The sequence below is a fragment of the Vibrio penaeicida genome, assembly GCF_019977755.1.
In the GTDB taxonomy this organism is placed as follows: Bacteria; Pseudomonadota; Gammaproteobacteria; order Enterobacterales; family Vibrionaceae; genus Vibrio; species Vibrio penaeicida.
Map to the genome: position 1 here is coordinate 873538 of NZ_AP025145.1, position 15996 is coordinate 889533.

The 15996-nt window shown below is 43.1% G+C and carries 17 protein-coding genes; 11 read left to right on the plus strand and 6 right to left on the minus strand.

Features of this window, described 5'->3' with window-relative positions; genetic code table 11:
• Positions 1–14 precede the first annotated feature (14 nt).
• The 5 genes from LDO37_RS22195 (at position 15) to LDO37_RS22215 (ending at position 5237) form a co-directional block, all read left to right on the plus strand.
• The gene (locus LDO37_RS22195; RefSeq protein ID WP_224056082.1) at positions 15–989 is read left to right on the plus strand and encodes an SMP-30/gluconolactonase/LRE family protein; all 975 of its coding nucleotides are present in this window, start codon (positions 15–17) and stop codon (positions 987–989) included.
• Positions 990–1001: 12 nt separating this feature from the next.
• Positions 1002–2135 (plus strand): fumarylacetoacetate hydrolase family protein, encoded by a 1134-nt coding sequence (locus LDO37_RS22200; protein WP_126609944.1) that lies wholly within the window; start codon positions 1002–1004, stop codon positions 2133–2135.
• Positions 2136–2165: 30 nt separating this feature from the next.
• A complete protein-coding gene (locus tag LDO37_RS22205; protein ID WP_126609943.1) occupies positions 2166–3704 on the plus strand; it encodes an aldehyde dehydrogenase (NADP(+)) in 1539 nt (512 codons plus the stop codon).
• A 101-nt stretch (positions 3705–3805) separates the two neighbouring features.
• Complete coding sequence (locus LDO37_RS22210; RefSeq protein WP_126609942.1) at positions 3806–4378, plus strand: porin family protein; 573 nt, start codon at positions 3806–3808, stop codon at positions 4376–4378.
• Between the two features lies 1 nt (position 4379).
• The gene (locus LDO37_RS22215; RefSeq protein WP_224055887.1) at positions 4380–5237 is read left to right on the plus strand and encodes a hypothetical protein; all 858 of its coding nucleotides are present in this window, start codon (positions 4380–4382) and stop codon (positions 5235–5237) included.
• A gap of 478 nt (positions 5238–5715) precedes the next feature.
• Here LDO37_RS22215 and LDO37_RS22220 read toward each other — a convergent pair whose 3' ends face one another.
• From LDO37_RS22220 to LDO37_RS22240, 5 genes are all read right to left on the minus strand, one after another.
• Positions 5716–6558, minus strand: a complete 843-nt coding sequence (locus LDO37_RS22220; RefSeq protein WP_126607770.1) for an energy-coupling factor transporter transmembrane component T family protein — start codon at positions 6556–6558, stop codon at positions 5716–5718.
• Positions 6555–8261, minus strand: coding sequence for an ABC transporter ATP-binding protein (locus LDO37_RS22225; RefSeq protein ID WP_224055888.1), 1707 nt, complete (start codon positions 8259–8261; stop codon positions 6555–6557). The genes LDO37_RS22220 and LDO37_RS22225 overlap by 4 nt, the downstream gene beginning before the upstream one ends.
• Entirely contained in the window at positions 8262–8810 is a 549-nt protein-coding gene (locus LDO37_RS22230; RefSeq protein ID WP_126607769.1) for an ECF-type riboflavin transporter substrate-binding protein, read from the minus strand.
• Between the two features lie 748 nt (positions 8811–9558).
• A complete protein-coding gene (locus tag LDO37_RS22235) occupies positions 9559–9849 on the minus strand; it encodes a putative quinol monooxygenase (protein WP_101114274.1) in 291 nt (96 codons plus the stop codon).
• Positions 9850–10116: 267 nt separating this feature from the next.
• Complete coding sequence (locus tag LDO37_RS22240; RefSeq protein ID WP_126609037.1) at positions 10117–10512, minus strand: glyoxalase superfamily protein; 396 nt, start codon at positions 10510–10512, stop codon at positions 10117–10119.
• Positions 10513–10729: 217 nt separating this feature from the next.
• On the opposite strand from LDO37_RS22240, the gene yjjG reads away from it, so the two are divergent.
• Positions 10730–11404: a pyrimidine 5'-nucleotidase gene (yjjG, locus tag LDO37_RS22245; protein WP_126609036.1), complete on the plus strand. Its 675-nt coding sequence runs from the start codon at positions 10730–10732 to the stop codon at positions 11402–11404.
• Between the two features lie 124 nt (positions 11405–11528).
• Positions 11529–11699: a hypothetical protein gene (locus LDO37_RS22250; RefSeq protein WP_185829894.1), complete on the plus strand. Its 171-nt coding sequence runs from the start codon at positions 11529–11531 to the stop codon at positions 11697–11699.
• A 182-nt stretch (positions 11700–11881) separates the two neighbouring features.
• On the opposite strand, the gene LDO37_RS22255 is transcribed toward LDO37_RS22250, so the two are convergent.
• Positions 11882–12241 carry a glutaredoxin family protein gene (locus LDO37_RS22255; protein ID WP_126609035.1) on the minus strand — a complete coding sequence of 120 codons (360 nt, stop codon included), beginning with the start codon at positions 12239–12241 and terminating at the stop codon, positions 11882–11884.
• A 283-nt stretch (positions 12242–12524) separates the two neighbouring features.
• On the opposite strand from LDO37_RS22255, the gene LDO37_RS22260 reads away from it, so the two are divergent.
• Genes LDO37_RS22260 through LDO37_RS22275 form a run of 4 tightly spaced genes read left to right on the plus strand, consistent with a single transcriptional unit; the run spans position 12525 to position 15982 of the window.
• Positions 12525–13460 carry an ABC transporter permease gene (locus LDO37_RS22260; protein WP_126609034.1) on the plus strand — a complete coding sequence of 312 codons (936 nt, stop codon included), beginning with the start codon at positions 12525–12527 and terminating at the stop codon, positions 13458–13460.
• Positions 13453–14400 carry an iron chelate uptake ABC transporter family permease subunit gene (locus tag LDO37_RS22265; protein ID WP_126609033.1) on the plus strand — a complete coding sequence of 316 codons (948 nt, stop codon included), beginning with the start codon at positions 13453–13455 and terminating at the stop codon, positions 14398–14400. Before LDO37_RS22260 ends, LDO37_RS22265 begins: the two co-directional genes overlap by 8 nt.
• 31 nt (positions 14401–14431) lie before the next feature.
• Entirely contained in the window at positions 14432–15190 is a 759-nt protein-coding gene (locus LDO37_RS22270) for an iron ABC transporter ATP-binding protein (RefSeq protein ID WP_126609032.1), read from the plus strand.
• Between the two features lie 30 nt (positions 15191–15220).
• Positions 15221–15982: a siderophore-interacting protein gene (locus LDO37_RS22275; RefSeq protein WP_126609031.1), complete on the plus strand. Its 762-nt coding sequence runs from the start codon at positions 15221–15223 to the stop codon at positions 15980–15982.
• The last annotated feature ends 14 nt before the right edge of the window (positions 15983–15996 follow it).

Below are 15996 nucleotides of genomic sequence, written 5' to 3' on the forward strand. Positions count from 1 at the left end.
ATAAGGAGAATGAAATGGACACTTCAAACTCACACCATGACAGCGTCCTCGACAAGAGGGTTGGCCGCATAGAGGTTGTTTCGGATGCGCGGTTTTCTGTCGGGGAAAGCCCGCTTTGGAATCCACATGAAAGCAGTTTGATCTTCGTCGATATCATCGACAAGGTGTTGGTCACTATTGAACAAAATGGCAATTGTACTCGCATACAGACAGAGGACTTCCCGACAGCATGTGCGTTAGTTGAACAATCCAACTCGCACCTTATTGTGGCGTTTGCCCAAGGTGTCAGCTTGGTCGATAGGCGCAACGGAAAAGTTCTCCCCGTTTCTCAGCCCGATCAAATGCAAGGGAATCGTCTCAACGAAGGAAAATGCGACCCCTTGGGGCGTTTTTGGGTGTCGTCCATGCAAACGAATCTTCATCCAGATGGCAGCGGAAAAGAGATGGATAGGGAGTCCGGTGCGCTGTTTAGCGTGGTTGGTGACGGCTTCTCCAAACGCTGGACCGAATACAACATAGGGTTAACCAATACCATGGCTTGGTCGCCTGATAGAGAAACCTTCTACTTTGGTGATTCAATGAACAATGTGATTTGGGCGTACGATTATGAATTGGAGGCGGGTGCGGGGAGTAACCCTCGCGTTTTCTTTCAAAATTACCCAAATGGCGCGCCGGATGGATCTTGTATCGACAGCGAAGGTTATGTATGGAATTGCCGATTTGGCGGATCCGAAATCGTACGCATTGCCCCTGATGGTTCACTCGATTCGGTTGTACCTTTACCAGTAACCAATCCAACCAGTTGCACCTTCGGTGGTGAAAATGGCGATACTTTGTACATCACCTCCGCACAGTTCTCTTTGACGGCTGAGCAATTAAAGCAAAACCCAATAGAAGGGGCGGTGTTGAGTTTTAAACCTCATGTTGGTGGTTCACATGAATATGAGTTTTCTTGCTCCGAAGACCTACTGAACCAACTCCATTTATAAAGGAAAGACGATATGACAATCATCCCCAACGATGAAAAAGCATTATGGGTCGGAAGGATTTGGTCTGCCGATGCTGGTGGCCCTTTGGTTGTGTTGGTAAGGCAAGGGCTGGTATACGATCTTACCGAGTATTCGTCTACCGTGAGTGATTTACTCGATACCGAAAACCTTTTGTCTATTTTGAAAGCGTGGGATGGTGAGGCATTCGCATCGTGGCAAAACGTGGCGGAATCAAAAAACAGCCAATACCATTTGCTTGCCCCATTTGATTTACAAGCCATCAAAGCCGCTGGTGTGACCTTTGCAGTCAGTATGTTAGAAAGAGTGATCGAAGAAAATGCCGATGGTGACCCGCAAAAAGCATCGGTATTACGACAAGAGTTGATTGAAGCGATAGGCACCGATTTAGGAAAAGTGAACCCTGGCAGCGAACAAGCTATGCAATTAAAAAAGTTGCTGCAACAAAAAGGGCTATGGAGCCAGTATTTGGAAGTGGGTATTGGTCCCGATGCAGAAATCTTTACCAAGGCACAACCCATGTCGAGTGTGGGGTTTGGCGCGCCAATTGGTGTTTTGTCGACCTCGTATTGGAACAACCCAGAGCCTGAAATCGTGCTTGCTGTAAACTCGAAGGGAAGCATAGTAGGCGCGACTCTCGGTAACGACGTCAACCTGAGGGATTACGAAGGGCGTAGCGCGCTTTTGCTTGGCAAAGCCAAAGACAACAACGCATCTTGCTCGATAGGACCTCTTATTCGAGTGTTTGATACGAACTTCACGCTGGCAGACATTGAGCGTGAAGTTGTGCACCTCACCATTGAAGGTAAAGATGGGTTTTCTCTAGGTGAATCGTCCGATATGGGTAAAATCAGCCGTTCACCTGAGCAACTGGTGAGTCAATTGATCGGAGTTCATCACCAATACCCCGATGGCGTTGCCCTTTTTTTGGGGACGATGTTTGCCCCCATTCAAGATCGTGACGAACAGGGAAGCGGCTTTACCCATAAAGTGGGTGATGTGGTGAGCATACATTCTCAACATTTAGGGCGGCTTCAAAACACGGTTGATCACTGTGAGAAATTGCCACCGTGGACATTTGGGGTGCGTGCGTTGTACCAGTATTTAAATACTCGCCAGTCAAATTAACCCAGCGTTTGGATAAAAGGATGAATCATTATGGCTAATCTAGGGCAAATCGTGATTGGTGGTGCATGGGAAAGCGGAGAAGAAAACCCCATCTATGCCACGAATCCCAAAAGCAACCAACCTCTACCACAAGCGTTTCATTCTGCTAGCCTCTCGCAAACGGAAAGAGCGTGTACTGAGGCCGGTAACGCAAGCGCAGAGTTTTCAAAAACGGCACACACCAAGCGAGGTGATTTTTTGCGAGCCATTGGCGAAGGGCTGCAAAGTCGGGAACCCGATATCGTTCAATTTGGAACACTTGAAACGGGGTTACCAGAAGCCCGCCTAAAAGGGGAATTACAGCGCACTATTGGGCAACTCAACCTGTTCGCTGATCTTCTCGTCAGTGGGCGCGCATTCGAGACGTTGCACGATGAACCGCTTCCAGACAGAGCGCCATTACCAAGGCCCGATTTACGTTTAGTGAAACGTGCTATCGGACCAATTGCCGTATTTGGCGCCAGTAATTTCCCCTTAGCTTTTTCTGTCGCTGGTGGCGATACCGCATCAGCATTCGCTGCGGGATGCCCTGTTATTGTAAAAGCTCATTCATCGCACCCTTATCTTTCTTATTTTGCGGCTTCAGCAATAACGGAAGCGGTAAAGAAAACCGATATGCCTGCTGGCGTTTTCAGTATGGTTTACGGAAGCGGGAATACCGTTGGTAGCCAATTGGTGACTCATCCAGCCGTTAAAGGCGTTGGCTTTACGGGGTCTAAACAAGGTGGGTTGGCATTGAACAAATTGGCACAAAGCCGCAACGTACCTATTCCAGTTTTTGCGGAAATGAGCAGTGTTAACCCTGTTTTTCTTTCAGCCAAATCACTTGCTGAGCATTCGGAATTGTTGGCAAAAGGGTTGTCCGACTCCGTTTGTCTTGGTGCCGGGCAATTTTGTACTAACCCTGGGCTGGTTTTAGTGTGTGAGGGGAGTGAGACCGAGCCATTTGTTCAGAAGTTAACGGTGAATACGCATGCTCAGCCTGCACAAACCATGTTGAATAAGGGCATATGTCAGGCTTACTATGCCGGAGTAGAACGTTTGGAATCTTTGGGTGCAACGGTATTGAAATCGAGCATGAATACAAAATCTGGTGCTGACACATCAATTGATAGCAGTGAGAATCAATGTGAACCTGCGTTGTATCGTATATCAGGAAAGCAATTTTTGGCCGCACCGAACGATTGGCAACCGGAAGTTTTTGGAGCATCTACGCTTGTTGTCGTTGCTAAAAATGAAGCGGAAATATTGGCGATTCTTCAAACGTTAGAAGGGCAGCTAACCGTGACATTTTGGCTCGATGCTGAAGATGATCCTGATGTACATCAACCACTTATTTCGCAGGCGGAGCAAATTGCCGGGCGTATCATCTTTAATGGTTTTCCTACAGGCGTTGAAGTGTGCCAGTCGATGGTTCATGGTGGTCCGTATCCAGCAACAACAAACGGTCAATTTACGTCTGTAGGATCAACAGCGATAGAGCGGTGGTTACGCCCAGTTTGCTTTCAAAATGCGCCTGATTGGGTGTAATTTCTAATGCAGCACTTGTGGGGTGTGGCTTACATACCCTTACATTTAGTCTGTGTATAAAATGATAGCATCCGTTAAGAGAAATCTTACACGGGTGAGCGATGAAAATCCTTAATAGAACCGCTGTCGCATGGCTTGCGATGGTATTACCTTGCACTGCATTTTCCGCGGGTTTTGAAAACAGTGCATTCATAGTGAAGGGCGGCACATCAAGTTTTAACGATACCGACACCAAAGACGCATTCAGCGGTTCGGCGGTCGGAATTGAGCTGTTCAATTTACAACAAGCACCTATCTTTAGCGCCATTCTTGGAGGTGGGTATTTATCTCATACCCGCCAAGATGCCTCAAAAGGTGAAGACGCATTAAAAATTGCGGATACGTCCTTGGGTTTTGCGCTTGGTATTGGCTTTACAGAAAATGTATCGGTCTACGGCAAGCTTGGTCTGAGCTACCTCGAAACGGACATCAAAAACTACCGCTCTGCCGATTTAGGGCATAAAGTTTATGGCTTAGGTTTGAATTCTGGTGTTGGTGTCATGTATCACTTAGGGCAATTGAGTCTAGGTGCCGAATTTATTCGCAATGATATTACCCAAAACAATTCTTCATCTGTCGACTACTTGAACGGGACCTATTCCAACTGGTATATCACAGCTGGATACGCGTTTTAGAATGAAGCGTTCAATCATTTCGCTGACTGGCTTAGTGTGTTTGGTGGCGCTGACAGCGTGTAAAGGCTCGGTGTACGATGCGGTGTCTTCGATGCCTAAAAGTTCGGGGGAGGCTGTTAATGATGGCAGTGCGGCATACACTTCTCAGCTATTTGGGGATAAGGTAACGGATCTTCTTGATGCCGTCAGCGTGACTGAAGATAGCTTGATTTTGGAAAACGTAGCGAGAAAAGCGACGTATGCGACGGACGCCATTCTGGGGCAAGCGCTGAAATCTCTAAATTATTCATCAATTGCCAGCCTGAAGGCAGCACTCAAAGCTGGATCAGTCATTAATAATGGCATCTATCACGCTGAGCTGGACAGTTTCTTTGAGCTGGAATACGTAAAAATAAAATCCTCTTCCGCGATTACCTTAAAATCCGCACCCGCCAATATCATCGAAAGCAAAGACTCAATTGCGCCTTTTACATTGAATAATAAGAAAGGCGTTGTCGACATCGTGATTCTAGATGTAGGTGGTGGTGATTATTACATTTCAACAACAATTGGCGATCTAAAGTACTACTTAGATACGAATACATTCAAAGATGCATTAGGGTTGGATGGGTTTGGTGTTTGTAAGACAACCTCTAAGGGGGCGAATTTTACAGAATGGACGTGCCATCTTTCTTCTCCCATGATCCAAAGTGATGATGAGTTATTTTACTCTCTTGATCATCAAGTGGAAAAGTACACTTCTACCGATACAGGGATATCAAGTTCGGTATCGATGAAATCATTGTCTGACCACAGATATAATCGCAATACCCGCGAGTTGCAATTTATTCCACCGATTGAGTTTAGCGCTAAACAGTGACGTTTGACCGTTTAATAGAATTGAATTTTAGGGTGAAGATCTCTGTAAAAATAGCAAGTGCACCAGCGCTAATTTGGAAACGAAATACTGCCTAATGAGAAAGCGAAGAAAATTACCAGAGCCGATTGAAAACCCAACTTTGAGCGACTTAATCACACACAACGGCGGGGATCTTCTCGTGAGTTGTTTAAGAGAGAAAAACAAAAGCTTGTCCGATGCTGAATTTGAAATTTACATCAAAAAATTCAGAGGAAGTAAGAAAATTCGTAAGTGACTTAATTCTCTAAAATATGTTACACCCACAAAAAAGCCCGCAAGTTGCGGGCTTCCTGTTTTAACCAAGCGAAATCATATGTAGCAAGTGCTATTGTGCCTAAGAAGGTAATTAAAACAATGTTTTAATTACCTGTTTGTCCATATTTTGGATGCACCACAAATTCTTCGTGTAACTGATAAGTTAGATGCCTTTTCATTCTCGCTAAAATGGGTACCAGAATAGGGTGGGTTCTAGGTATCGCTTCACAAACGCTAAACAGACGATGATCATTACGGCAGACATTACCCTTTTATCTATCGTCGTAAGAGGTTTTGAACTGTACCAAGTTCGGGATTTGTTTCTGCCAAAACCTCGGAGCGTCATGGCGTTTGAAATGGTATCGGCACGGTCTAGGCTAGAAAAAATAAGCGGACCGAGAATGTGAGCTATATTTCGAATTCTTTGAAATAACGGAGCATTCTTTGATAGATCAAGCCCCCTAGCTTGTTGAGCATGCATGATGTTGACAAAGTCTTTCTTTACTTCAGGTAAGTAACGCAGTGTTAGGCTTACCGCATAAGCAATTTTATAAGGAACACCAATGCGATTTAAGCTGGCTGCAAATTCGGTTGGATGGGTGGTAAACACAAAGACCAAAGCAATTGGGAACATACTGAAGTATTTTAGTGTCACTGTTATAAGGTAATACAGTGTCTCTTGTGATAGGGAATAGTTGCCCCACAATGGCAGTAAGAGGTGTTCACTGCCAATGAGTTCTGTGCCTTGCCTCGGCGCGAGAAGGTACATAAAGACAGCATTGAGCGAGAGCACGCTTACCGTGGCGATAAACAGTGGGCGATAAACTCGAAAAGGAACTCGGCTTACTTTTAACAGCAGTATCCCTGATGCAATCATTGGGAGCAAAACGCGTAAATCAAATGTCGTCAGAACAACGGTCACCCAAGCAGCAAATATTACGAGTTTGGTAATCCCATTCAATTGGTGAAGAGGCGAGCCTGTATTAATGTAATTGATACCAAAATTCATTTTTGTGGCGTTGTTCATACCACCTCCATAGAGGTGCTTTGCGAGATAAAGCGGCGCATTAATTTATTCGAGTTATCTATGCCTGCTTTCGCCGCTAACTCGTACAAACTTGTGGGAGCAAGGTTGGCACTGTCTAGCAAATCTGGTTGGCTGAATACATCTGTGACGGGGGCATCGGCGATGAGTTTTGCATCTGAAATCACGACTGAACGAGTGGTGTATTCAAGAACTAAGTGCATATCGTGTGACACAATTAAAACGGTAATGCCTAACTTATGGTTGAGTGCCTTAATGAAATTCAACATCGATGTATAGTTGCGATAGTCTTGTCCAGCTGTCGGCTCATCTAGGATAAGCAGCTCCGGTTCTGATATTAATATGGATGCGATGGTCACGCGTTTGCGCTGCCCGTAACTTAGCGCCTCAATTGGCCAATGACGATATGGTTTTAGCCCACATAGTTCTAAAACGTGCAAAACCTTTTCCTCAATGTCAGGTTCGGGCAAACCTAGGTTTCTAAGCCCAAATGCCACTTCATCAAAGATCATATGGTGCGAAATCATATGATTTGGGTTTTGCATTACGACCCCAACTTTTTGGCTACGTTCAAATATCGAAAGATCCGCTATGTTGGCATCGTTCATCGAAATTGAGCCAGAATCCGGCTTGAGCACACCCATTACTAGCTTGGTAAGGGTCGATTTCCCAGAACCATTCTTACCAAGTACTGAAACAAACTCGCCTTTTTTAACTTCAAAAGAGACATCTTCAAGGGCATTTTTTTCGCCATCATAAGAAAAAGTGAGTTTGTCGACTTTTAGCAGTGTTTTCGAGCGAATTGGTGTTGTAATGGGGTTATCAAATGCCATCCATTTTGCGAGTTCAGGCTGATAGTCACTCACTGGAATCGCACTCAAATTAGCTATAGGCATAGAACAATCTAATCGACAGTTTGCTTGTTTTAATGCTGTAAGGTAAAGGGGCTCGCGGATGCCATGTTTTATCAAAAGGTTTGAATGTAGTAAGGCATCTGGCGTCATATCTGCGACGATTTCACCGCCTTCCATTAAGACTACTCTGTCGATACTCCGATGCAGGACATCCTCAAGTCTATGTTCAATGATGACGATGGTTTTTCCGGTATCACTATGAATTTGGTCGATGATTTCGATGGTTCGCTTGCCTGTTTTTGGATCTAGGCTCGCTAGTGGTTCATCAAACAACAGCAAATCGACGTCATCCACCATCACTCCTGCAAGTGAAACTCGTTGTTTCTGACCACCGGAAAGATCATGTGGAGAATGATGCAATAAAGATTCAAGGTCGATGAGTTGCGCAGTATCTCGCACTGTTTCGAGCATTTCGTCGTGCGGAACGAGCTGGTTCTCAAGAGCAAAAGCGATGTCTTCGGCTACGCTTAACCCAACGAACTGACTGTCGGTATCTTGCAGTACGGTGCCAATTTGTTCAGTAAAGTCGTGGAGCTCCATCGCATGAGAAGGCGTGCCATTAATGGTTAAGGTACCAGTGACAAGCCCGTTGATAGCAGAAGGAATAAGCCCATTTAGACAGTGACCCAGCGTCGACTTTCCGCTTCCGCTGGGTCCGATGATGACAATTTTCTCGCCTTTCTCTATCCGTAGGTTGATGTTGTTTAGAGTCGGTTTTTCCAGAGACTCATATTGAAAAGAGAAGTTAGAGAATTCGATAGAACCCAACACTTAAGCCTCCGATAAGTTTCGGCTCTGTTTTTTCCTTTTCGCTACGGATTTGAGAATAAAGTACCCAACTACGGCAATCAGAACGGTATTGGCTGAGGCAATAATGGTGAGCTGAGTAAAGACCTTAGTAAACGGTTCGGCGTAGAGAATGGTATCCAAAAATGCGGAGCAACCGTAGCCGACAATGTTACCAATGAGAGCCAAAAGGACAAACAGGACGTAGTCTTTGAAAGGGAGTTCACCTTGCTTTAGTCGTTCTCGAGTCAGAACAGGGAACAACCCCATAACCAAACCAACGATTCCAGAACCTAACACCCACGTAATCCACACGCCCCAACCAGCAAATAAGTCTGTTACCCAGTGGCCAATGAATCCAACCAAAAAGCCGACGATAGGTCCAAACATAACGGAAAACAGAGCCAATACGGCCATGGCTGGTTTAAGTGTTGTATTGGCAAAAACAGGGATACCAAACATGGGTAATCCACCAATGCCATACAGTGCTGCACCAATAGCAATGACAACAACCATTTTTGCTGAGAAGTTCATAACGAATCCTTGTAGTGAATAATTAACAGAGCAAGAAATAGGCAGCGCGTTTCTACTCTAGGCGAAACGCGGTGTAAAACAAAATATACGGTGCCCAAGTATCTAGAAGTTACTTGGGATACACAGGTTTTGGGTTGCTTAACGGAAGTACAGTATCACATGGATCTTATAAATTTGAGCTCATATGACATAAACGTTGGAGGGATGTTTTCGCTTTGCGATCTCGATCTTGAAACAATTGGGTAATGAATCTTTCATACTTTGACTTGTATTGGCTAGAAACTAGTCCTTTTGGGTGGTTTTTACATAAATATATGAAAAATTTTAAATTAAGCTTGCGCTTAAGTAAGGATGTTCTAAATTTTAATTAAGCTCAATAAGAAAGCTTATTTCCAATTGATGATTTAGATTTTATCCTCGGGGTGGAGGAGAGGCGCCTTTGGCAGAGCTTGACTGTCAAAGGCGTTTTTTTATTTTTGAGCTGAGCATAGGTTCTGCTTTCCTATCTATCTTCATCGGACAACGTATAGTCCGCCTTCCTGCAATACTTAGTCTTAGAGGCTTCTTAACGAATACCTGGGTCCTGAATGCGGGACTAAGCAAAGGTTCAATTGATTTCAGCAACTAAGCCATACAAATGCTACATTCTCAAAAGAAGCGTTAAACTAACCTCAGCATGCCTGATGTAACTCGCATGTGAGGTTAGTTAACTATCAGATAGTAAGAACGTTATTGAAGAGGGGCGGTTTTAGCTCGCTATTGGCGATAGAGTAATAATTTTGATTTCTTCTGAAATAAGGTCGTTCACATTTTCAATAAGGTGAGCGAAATGGGCGGTAGCCTGATGCTCCTCAAATGCGCTTTGATCAACAAAGCATTCGTTGAAAATAAAATGGCCTTCTTCGCCATTATCTTCAAACAATTCATATCGTAGGCATCCAGGTTCCGCCTTAGTAGGTTCAACCATTGCACTTAGCATTTGCTGAAGTTCTGTTTCTTTTCCTGATTTGGCTTTAAAGCAAGCAAGTAAATGAATCATAGTGTTTCCTAATGGTTATTGTACGAATAGTTATTGTATGGATAGTTATTGTGTTGAATGTTACGTTTTAAAAATTATCAAATGATAAATGGGATATAAAAAGAAAAAGGGGCAGTTTAATTTTCCTCGACACATATGAGGGTTGGAGTATGCCGAGGGGGTCTGAAAACTAAACAGCCAAAGACAAGGATGAGAGATGAACCCTAACTTTTTATGAAGTGAGGCTCTTTATTATTCGCACTTCTGTTTGACCAGAAATGACATTTCTTATTCGAATCGACCGTCCCGCTCTATGAACTCGATCTTGTACCCATCTGGGTCTTGCAAGAAAAAGAACTTAGCCAAACGCTCGTTATTGTGGAAAAACTCTTTAACTGGTGTCGGATCTAATCCAAACTCAGTGACTTTCTGATAGTGCTTATCGATGTTTTCCACTGATACAGCTAAATGACCGTAACCTGAACCATGAGTATAAGGTTCTTGCTGGTCATGATTGTAAGTCAGCTCGAGCTCGAAACTGGTTTCTTCATTTCTAAGATAGATAAGAGAAAAACCATCGAAATCAAAGCGATCTTCAACAGATAAGCCAAGGGCTTTGTTGTAGAAGTCGAGCGATTTATCTAAATCGAAAACCCGAATCATGGAGTGTATCGCTTTTGTCATGTATCGCTCCTGACCGTTGTTGGGGCTATTGCTTTTGCTATAGCGAGTAACGCTAGGCCGGTATTATTCATGGGTTTTGTGACAAAGTGGTGGTATTGGAATACTACATTTCAAATTTATTGCATGATTCTTGGGATGAAGAGCGTATAAAATCAGTTTCATTGAACTTTAAGCATTGCCATTAGATTAAGTCATAAGAATGAAAAAGGAACGCAGTATGAAATACAGTTGGGTATTGTTTGATGCGGATGAAACTCTGTTCAGCTTTGACGCATACCAAGGCTTACAAACAATGTTTTCCCGTCTAAGTGTTGAATTCAGCAAAGAAGATTTTGACGAATACCAGTTGGTGAATAAGCCACTGTGGGTCAAGTATCAGGATGGAGAAATATCCGCGAAACAACTTCAAGAAGATCGTTTTGTTGTTTGGGCAGAAAGACTTAACATCCATCCATCTGAATTGAATCGATTATTTCTCGATGCTATGGCTGACATTTGTAAACCGCTGCCTTTCGTTGTCGAGGCGTTGGAACAAATCAGCAAATATGCTCGCCTTGGGATCATCACGAATGGGTTTACTCAATTGCAAAGTATTCGCCTTGAACGAACGGGGTTAAGTCATTTTTTCGATCACGTCATCATTTCTGAAGAAATTGGAACGGCAAAGCCTGATGTCGCTATTTTTAATGTCGCGCTTGAAAAGATGGGGTACCCAGAAAAAGACCGAGTTTTGATGGTGGTGGATAACCCTCATTCCGATGTTTTGGGTGGCTTGAATGCTGGAATAGAGACGTGTTGGTTGAATGTTGACGGAACACCGACACCAGAAGGTATTACTCCACACTATGAAGTGAAATGCTGGAAAGAGTTACAAGCGCTTTTACTGGGTTAAATTTGGATTGCACTTCACGCTTTTCAAGCGCGATTAGCCAGTATTCGCTTTCTTTGTTTTGAATCAGTATTTTCAGAAAAGCGTCGAATTACCATAACCTTAGATTACTAAAGAGGGTTATGTTATGAAGCGCTTTTTTCCTTCGTCTGTCATGCTTACGCCGTTTGTTGTCCGATACTACAATGGCGATAATTCTTTGTTCGAGTCGGAACACATCAATTCAGATAACGATGAAATTAATGAAATAGAAGTGGAACGTAAAGAAACAAAAGAGCCAGATCTCTCGGTTTCTTAGCCTTTGCAGGTTTAGCTGAGGTTACCTAATAAAGAGTCTTTGTAGGGCAGATACCTGACTATCTTGACGTTCTTCAAAAGCAGAAATGCCGCAGATAAACGCTGCGGCATTATAGATTTGCAAGGTTAGGTGTATTAGTAAAAGCTAGGTGCATTAATTAATAAAAAGTTAGGCGAGATTGATTACGCAAATTCTTTCTGGAGATACGCAACGATATCACCAGATTCATACATCCACTTCGTTTCACCGTCTTTTTCTATACGAAGGCAAGGCACTTTCACTCGTCCTCCGCCATTTTCTAATTCTTCTCTGTGAGTTGCATTATTTTTCGCATCGCGCAACTCAATGTTCAATGATTGCCTTTTCATTTCACGGCGAACTTTCACACAAAATGGACAAGCTTCGAATTGGTAAAGAGACAGCTGCTGGGTTTTTTGGTTGATGATTTGCTGTTCATTCTGATCTCGTTTTACACCCTTTGGTGAGAAAACAAAATTCAATCCTAGAATGATCTTACCTAAAAACCAACGTATCAACTTCATTGCTTGCTCCTTACTGCAGGTGTTGCATTGATAATAATATCGAAATGACAACAGAACTTATCCTAAATCCAACTCAATGCCAACCAATTGAGGGATTAAGTGATACAGATAACCGAGCACCATTCTCTGGCTTAGGGACTAGATGCCTCTAACTCTTTAGAAAAGCGCAATTGCTTGTGCAAAAAAGTAAATATTGTATCGATGACTAGGATTTTAAATGAGGATGGTATATTTTAAGTCGTTTTTTGAATAAGAATGATTAGTATTGGGGTTACAACCTGCTGTGTTTAAGTTAGTTTTTGTTTTACTTATATTAAGTGCAGGATCACTTTTTGTCGGTGTCGCCGACTTGAGCTTGCAAAAGCTCCTGGAAGGCGATGAAGCTGCATGGGAAATATTGCTGATTAGCCGCATTCCACGCTTGCTGGCAATTTGGCTAGCAGGGGCAGGGTTGAGTATTGCTGGTCTTATCATGCAGCAAATAAGCCAAAACCGCTTTGCCGCACCCTCTACGTCGGGCACCATTGAATGCGCAATGTTGGGATACTTGCTCAGCATCCTTATTTTTGGTCATGGTGAGAATCTATTTCTAATCTTTGGTACATCAATTCTTGGTACGTTACTTTTCGTAAGGTTCATCAACACCATTCAGTTTAAGAATGCGATATACGTTCCTTTAGTGGGTATCATATTCGGTAATGTCGTGTCGGCTGCCGCTACCTTTATTGCTTACAAATTTAATCTTGTCCAAAGTTTATCGACGTGGGCGGTAGCGAACTTTTCTAGCGTTCTTCAAGGCAATTATGAACTGCTCTATATCGCCGTTCCTGTTGCCGCCTTTAGTTATTGGTATGCCGCGAGGTTATCTGCCGCTGGAATGGGCAAAGATTTCGCAACAAATATAGGGCTTAATTACCAGCAGGTTGTGGTTGTGGGCGTTATGTTGGTCTCCGTTACTTCTGCCAGCATAGTGATGATTGTTGGCGAGTTGCCATTTTTAGGTCTGATAATTCCTAACCTAGTTGCCGCCTACATGGGAGATAATATTCGCCGAAATATTCCTTATACGGCACTGTGCGGAGCGATTCTCGTTCTAGTCTGTGATGTTGCTGGCAGGCTTATCATTTTCCCTTATGAAGTCCCCATTTCAATGATCATTAGCATTCTCGGTGGTACGGCGTTCTTGTTCCTCATTTTGAGAGGAAAGCATAATGCGTGACAGAATCGTCTTAACTGGTTTCCTAATTGTCGCTTTGTTGTTTGTTTTTCTGTTTGTTGGGTTAGGACTTAACGCAGATAACTATGAATACTTTTTGTCTCGTCGAACCCCTAAAGTGATGGCGATTGTTATCGCCTCCATTGCGATCGCACAGTCTTCTTTGGTGTTTCAAACTATCACACACAATAGAATATTAACCCCAAGTATCATGGGGTTTGACTCGCTGTATGTACTCATCCAAGTGTGTATTTTAGTGGTATTGGGTGGTGTGGGTTCTGTGTTACTCAGTTCATTCGTTAAATTTTCGATATCCGTTGCCGTTACGGTGGGTTTTTCGTTAGCACTTTTTAGTTTTTACTTTCGCCGAGAAAACCCCAATATCATGACGCTTCTACTGACTGGCGTGATTTTTGGGCAGCTGTTTTCCAATATCGCGGGCTTCTTTATGATGGTAATGGACCCGACAGAATTTTCTTTCCTTCAAGGTGCCATGTTTGCGAGCTTCAATAATGTAAACAGTGACCTAGTCTATTTGTGCTTGATTCCTCTATCCATTGTTATTGGGTGTTTGTATTCCTTACATAACAAACTGGATGTTTTTTGGTTGGATAAAGATAACGCATTAAGCCTAGGTGTAGACGTAAGCAAAGTAACGAAACAAGTTTTGGTGTTGGTTTCTATTCTGATTGCCGTTTCAACAGCGCTGGTTGGCCCAATTCTTTTCTTTGGTTTGTTGGTGGCTAATTTGACTCGACAATGCTTTAAAACCTATCGCCATAAGATTTTGATGACGGGTGCCTCGTTAATGGGGGTTTGCATGTTGTTAAGTGGGCAGTGGGTGATAGAGCGCGTATTTGAATTTGAAACAACGTTAAGTGTCATCGTGAACTTTGTTGGTGGTTTGTATTTTCTTTCCTTATTGATTAGGCAGAAAGTGTAGTTGAACAGGCAGAAAGCGTAGTGGTTGCATCATGATTAAAATTGAAAAACTTACCAAAGCATTTGGTAACTATAAAGTCGTCGACCAAGCTAGTGCGTCCTTTGTTAAAGGAAAGGTCACGTCAATCATTGGTCCTAACGGTGCAGGTAAAAGCACACTGTTGTCCATGGCGAGTCGCTTGTTGCAAAGAGATGAAGGACAAGTCTTCATCGACACGAAAGAAATCGCGGATTGGGATACGAAAGAACTGGCAAAACGATTGGCAGTGCTTAGACAATCTAACAATTTGAACATGCGATTTACGATTCGTGAGCTTGTCTCATTTGGTCGATTTCCCCACAGCGCTGGAAAACTGGGGAAACATGATGTCGAAGTGATCGACAAGGCGATCAATTATTTAGATCTTAAGGATATAGAAGACAAATATCTTGATGAACTGAGTGGCGGGCAGAGGCAGTTAGCATTCATTGCAATGGTCGTTGCTCAGGATACGGATTACGTCTTTCTTGATGAGCCTCTTAATAACCTTGATATAAAGCACTCACTTCAGATCATGAAAAATATTCGAACGTTAGCGCATGACTTAAAGAAAGCCGTAGTCATCGTGATTCACGATATCAATTTTGCATCCTGTTATTCCGACAATATTGTGGCATTAAAAAAAGGAAAAGTGGCTGCTCGTGGAACTGTAAGTGAAGTTATTGACTCCAACGTGTTAGCGGAAATCTATGAAACTGACTTCCAAATACATGAAGTAAATGGTCAGCGTATTTGCATGTATTACCAATAAAGTCATATACCCCAAATAAAGGACAAATTAATGACTCAGATTTTATCTGTTAAATCAAAATCGTTCATTACCCCATCCATGCTTAGAATCACCTTTAGTGGTGACTGTGTTCAGACATTTACTGATGATTTTGCGGGCGCATACATCAAGCTAGAGTTTACTGAAAAAGGTCAAAGCCATGTTGAAAACGGCTTACTGGGCAACCCAACTCTAAGAACGTACTCCATTCGCCGACTTGATAAAGAAAACAACGAAATCGATGTAGATTTTGTGACGCATGGAAACAGCATTGAGGCTGGGCTTGCTTCTTACTGGGCACAGCAAGCTCAAGTCGGAGAGCGTCTTTCTGTTCGCGGTCCCGGTAGCGTTAAAACAATAGAACCTAATACCGATTGGTGTTTCATTGTGGCAGACATGACGGGTTTACCGGGTGCTTCAACCGTGCTTGAGAGCCTTGATCGCGACCTTAAGGGATACGCCGTTTTTGAAGTAAATACACCAGAAGACATCCAAGAGATTGATGCACCCAAAGGTGTAGAGTTCCAATGGGTTATTAAGGGTGATTCTGAATCACTGGCTTCAACTGTTGAAAAGCAACAATGGCTAGAAGGCAAACCAGGCATATGGTGTGCGAGCGAGTTCTCAACTATGAGACAGCTAAGGAAATACTTCAGAAACGAGCGTGAAGTAGAGAGAGATGAAATTTACATCAGCAGCTACTGGAAGCATGGGCGTACAGAAGATCAGCACAAAGTTGACAAGAGAAAAGACGCAGAACAGCAAGCAAAATAAAACATAATAATATT

Coding starts and splice junctions, on each gene's coding strand:
- LDO37_RS22195 (WP_224056082.1), top strand. CDS start 15: ATGGACACTTCAAACTCACACCATGACAGCGTCCTCGACAAGAGGGTT.
- LDO37_RS22200 (WP_126609944.1), top strand. CDS start 1,002: ATGACAATCATCCCCAACGATGAAAAAGCATTATGGGTCGGAAGGATT.
- LDO37_RS22205 (WP_126609943.1), top strand. CDS start 2,166: ATGGCTAATCTAGGGCAAATCGTGATTGGTGGTGCATGGGAAAGCGGA.
- LDO37_RS22210 (WP_126609942.1), top strand. CDS start 3,806: ATGAAAATCCTTAATAGAACCGCTGTCGCATGGCTTGCGATGGTATTA.
- LDO37_RS22215 (WP_224055887.1), top strand. CDS start 4,380: ATGAAGCGTTCAATCATTTCGCTGACTGGCTTAGTGTGTTTGGTGGCG.
- LDO37_RS22220 (WP_126607770.1), bottom strand. CDS start 6,558: ATGAACAACGCCACAAAAATGAATTTTGGTATCAATTACATTAATACA.
- LDO37_RS22230 (WP_126607769.1), bottom strand. CDS start 8,810: ATGAACTTCTCAGCAAAAATGGTTGTTGTCATTGCTATTGGTGCAGCA.
- LDO37_RS22235 (WP_101114274.1), bottom strand. CDS start 9,849: ATGATTCATTTACTTGCTTGCTTTAAAGCCAAATCAGGAAAAGAAACA.
- LDO37_RS22240 (WP_126609037.1), bottom strand. CDS start 10,512: ATGACAAAAGCGATACACTCCATGATTCGGGTTTTCGATTTAGATAAA.
- yjjG (WP_126609036.1), top strand. CDS start 10,730: ATGAAATACAGTTGGGTATTGTTTGATGCGGATGAAACTCTGTTCAGC.
- LDO37_RS22250 (WP_185829894.1), top strand. CDS start 11,529: ATGAAGCGCTTTTTTCCTTCGTCTGTCATGCTTACGCCGTTTGTTGTC.
- LDO37_RS22255 (WP_126609035.1), bottom strand. CDS start 12,241: ATGAAGTTGATACGTTGGTTTTTAGGTAAGATCATTCTAGGATTGAAT.
- LDO37_RS22265 (WP_126609033.1), top strand. CDS start 13,453: ATGCGTGACAGAATCGTCTTAACTGGTTTCCTAATTGTCGCTTTGTTG.
- LDO37_RS22270 (WP_126609032.1), top strand. CDS start 14,432: ATGATTAAAATTGAAAAACTTACCAAAGCATTTGGTAACTATAAAGTC.
- LDO37_RS22275 (WP_126609031.1), top strand. CDS start 15,221: ATGACTCAGATTTTATCTGTTAAATCAAAATCGTTCATTACCCCATCC.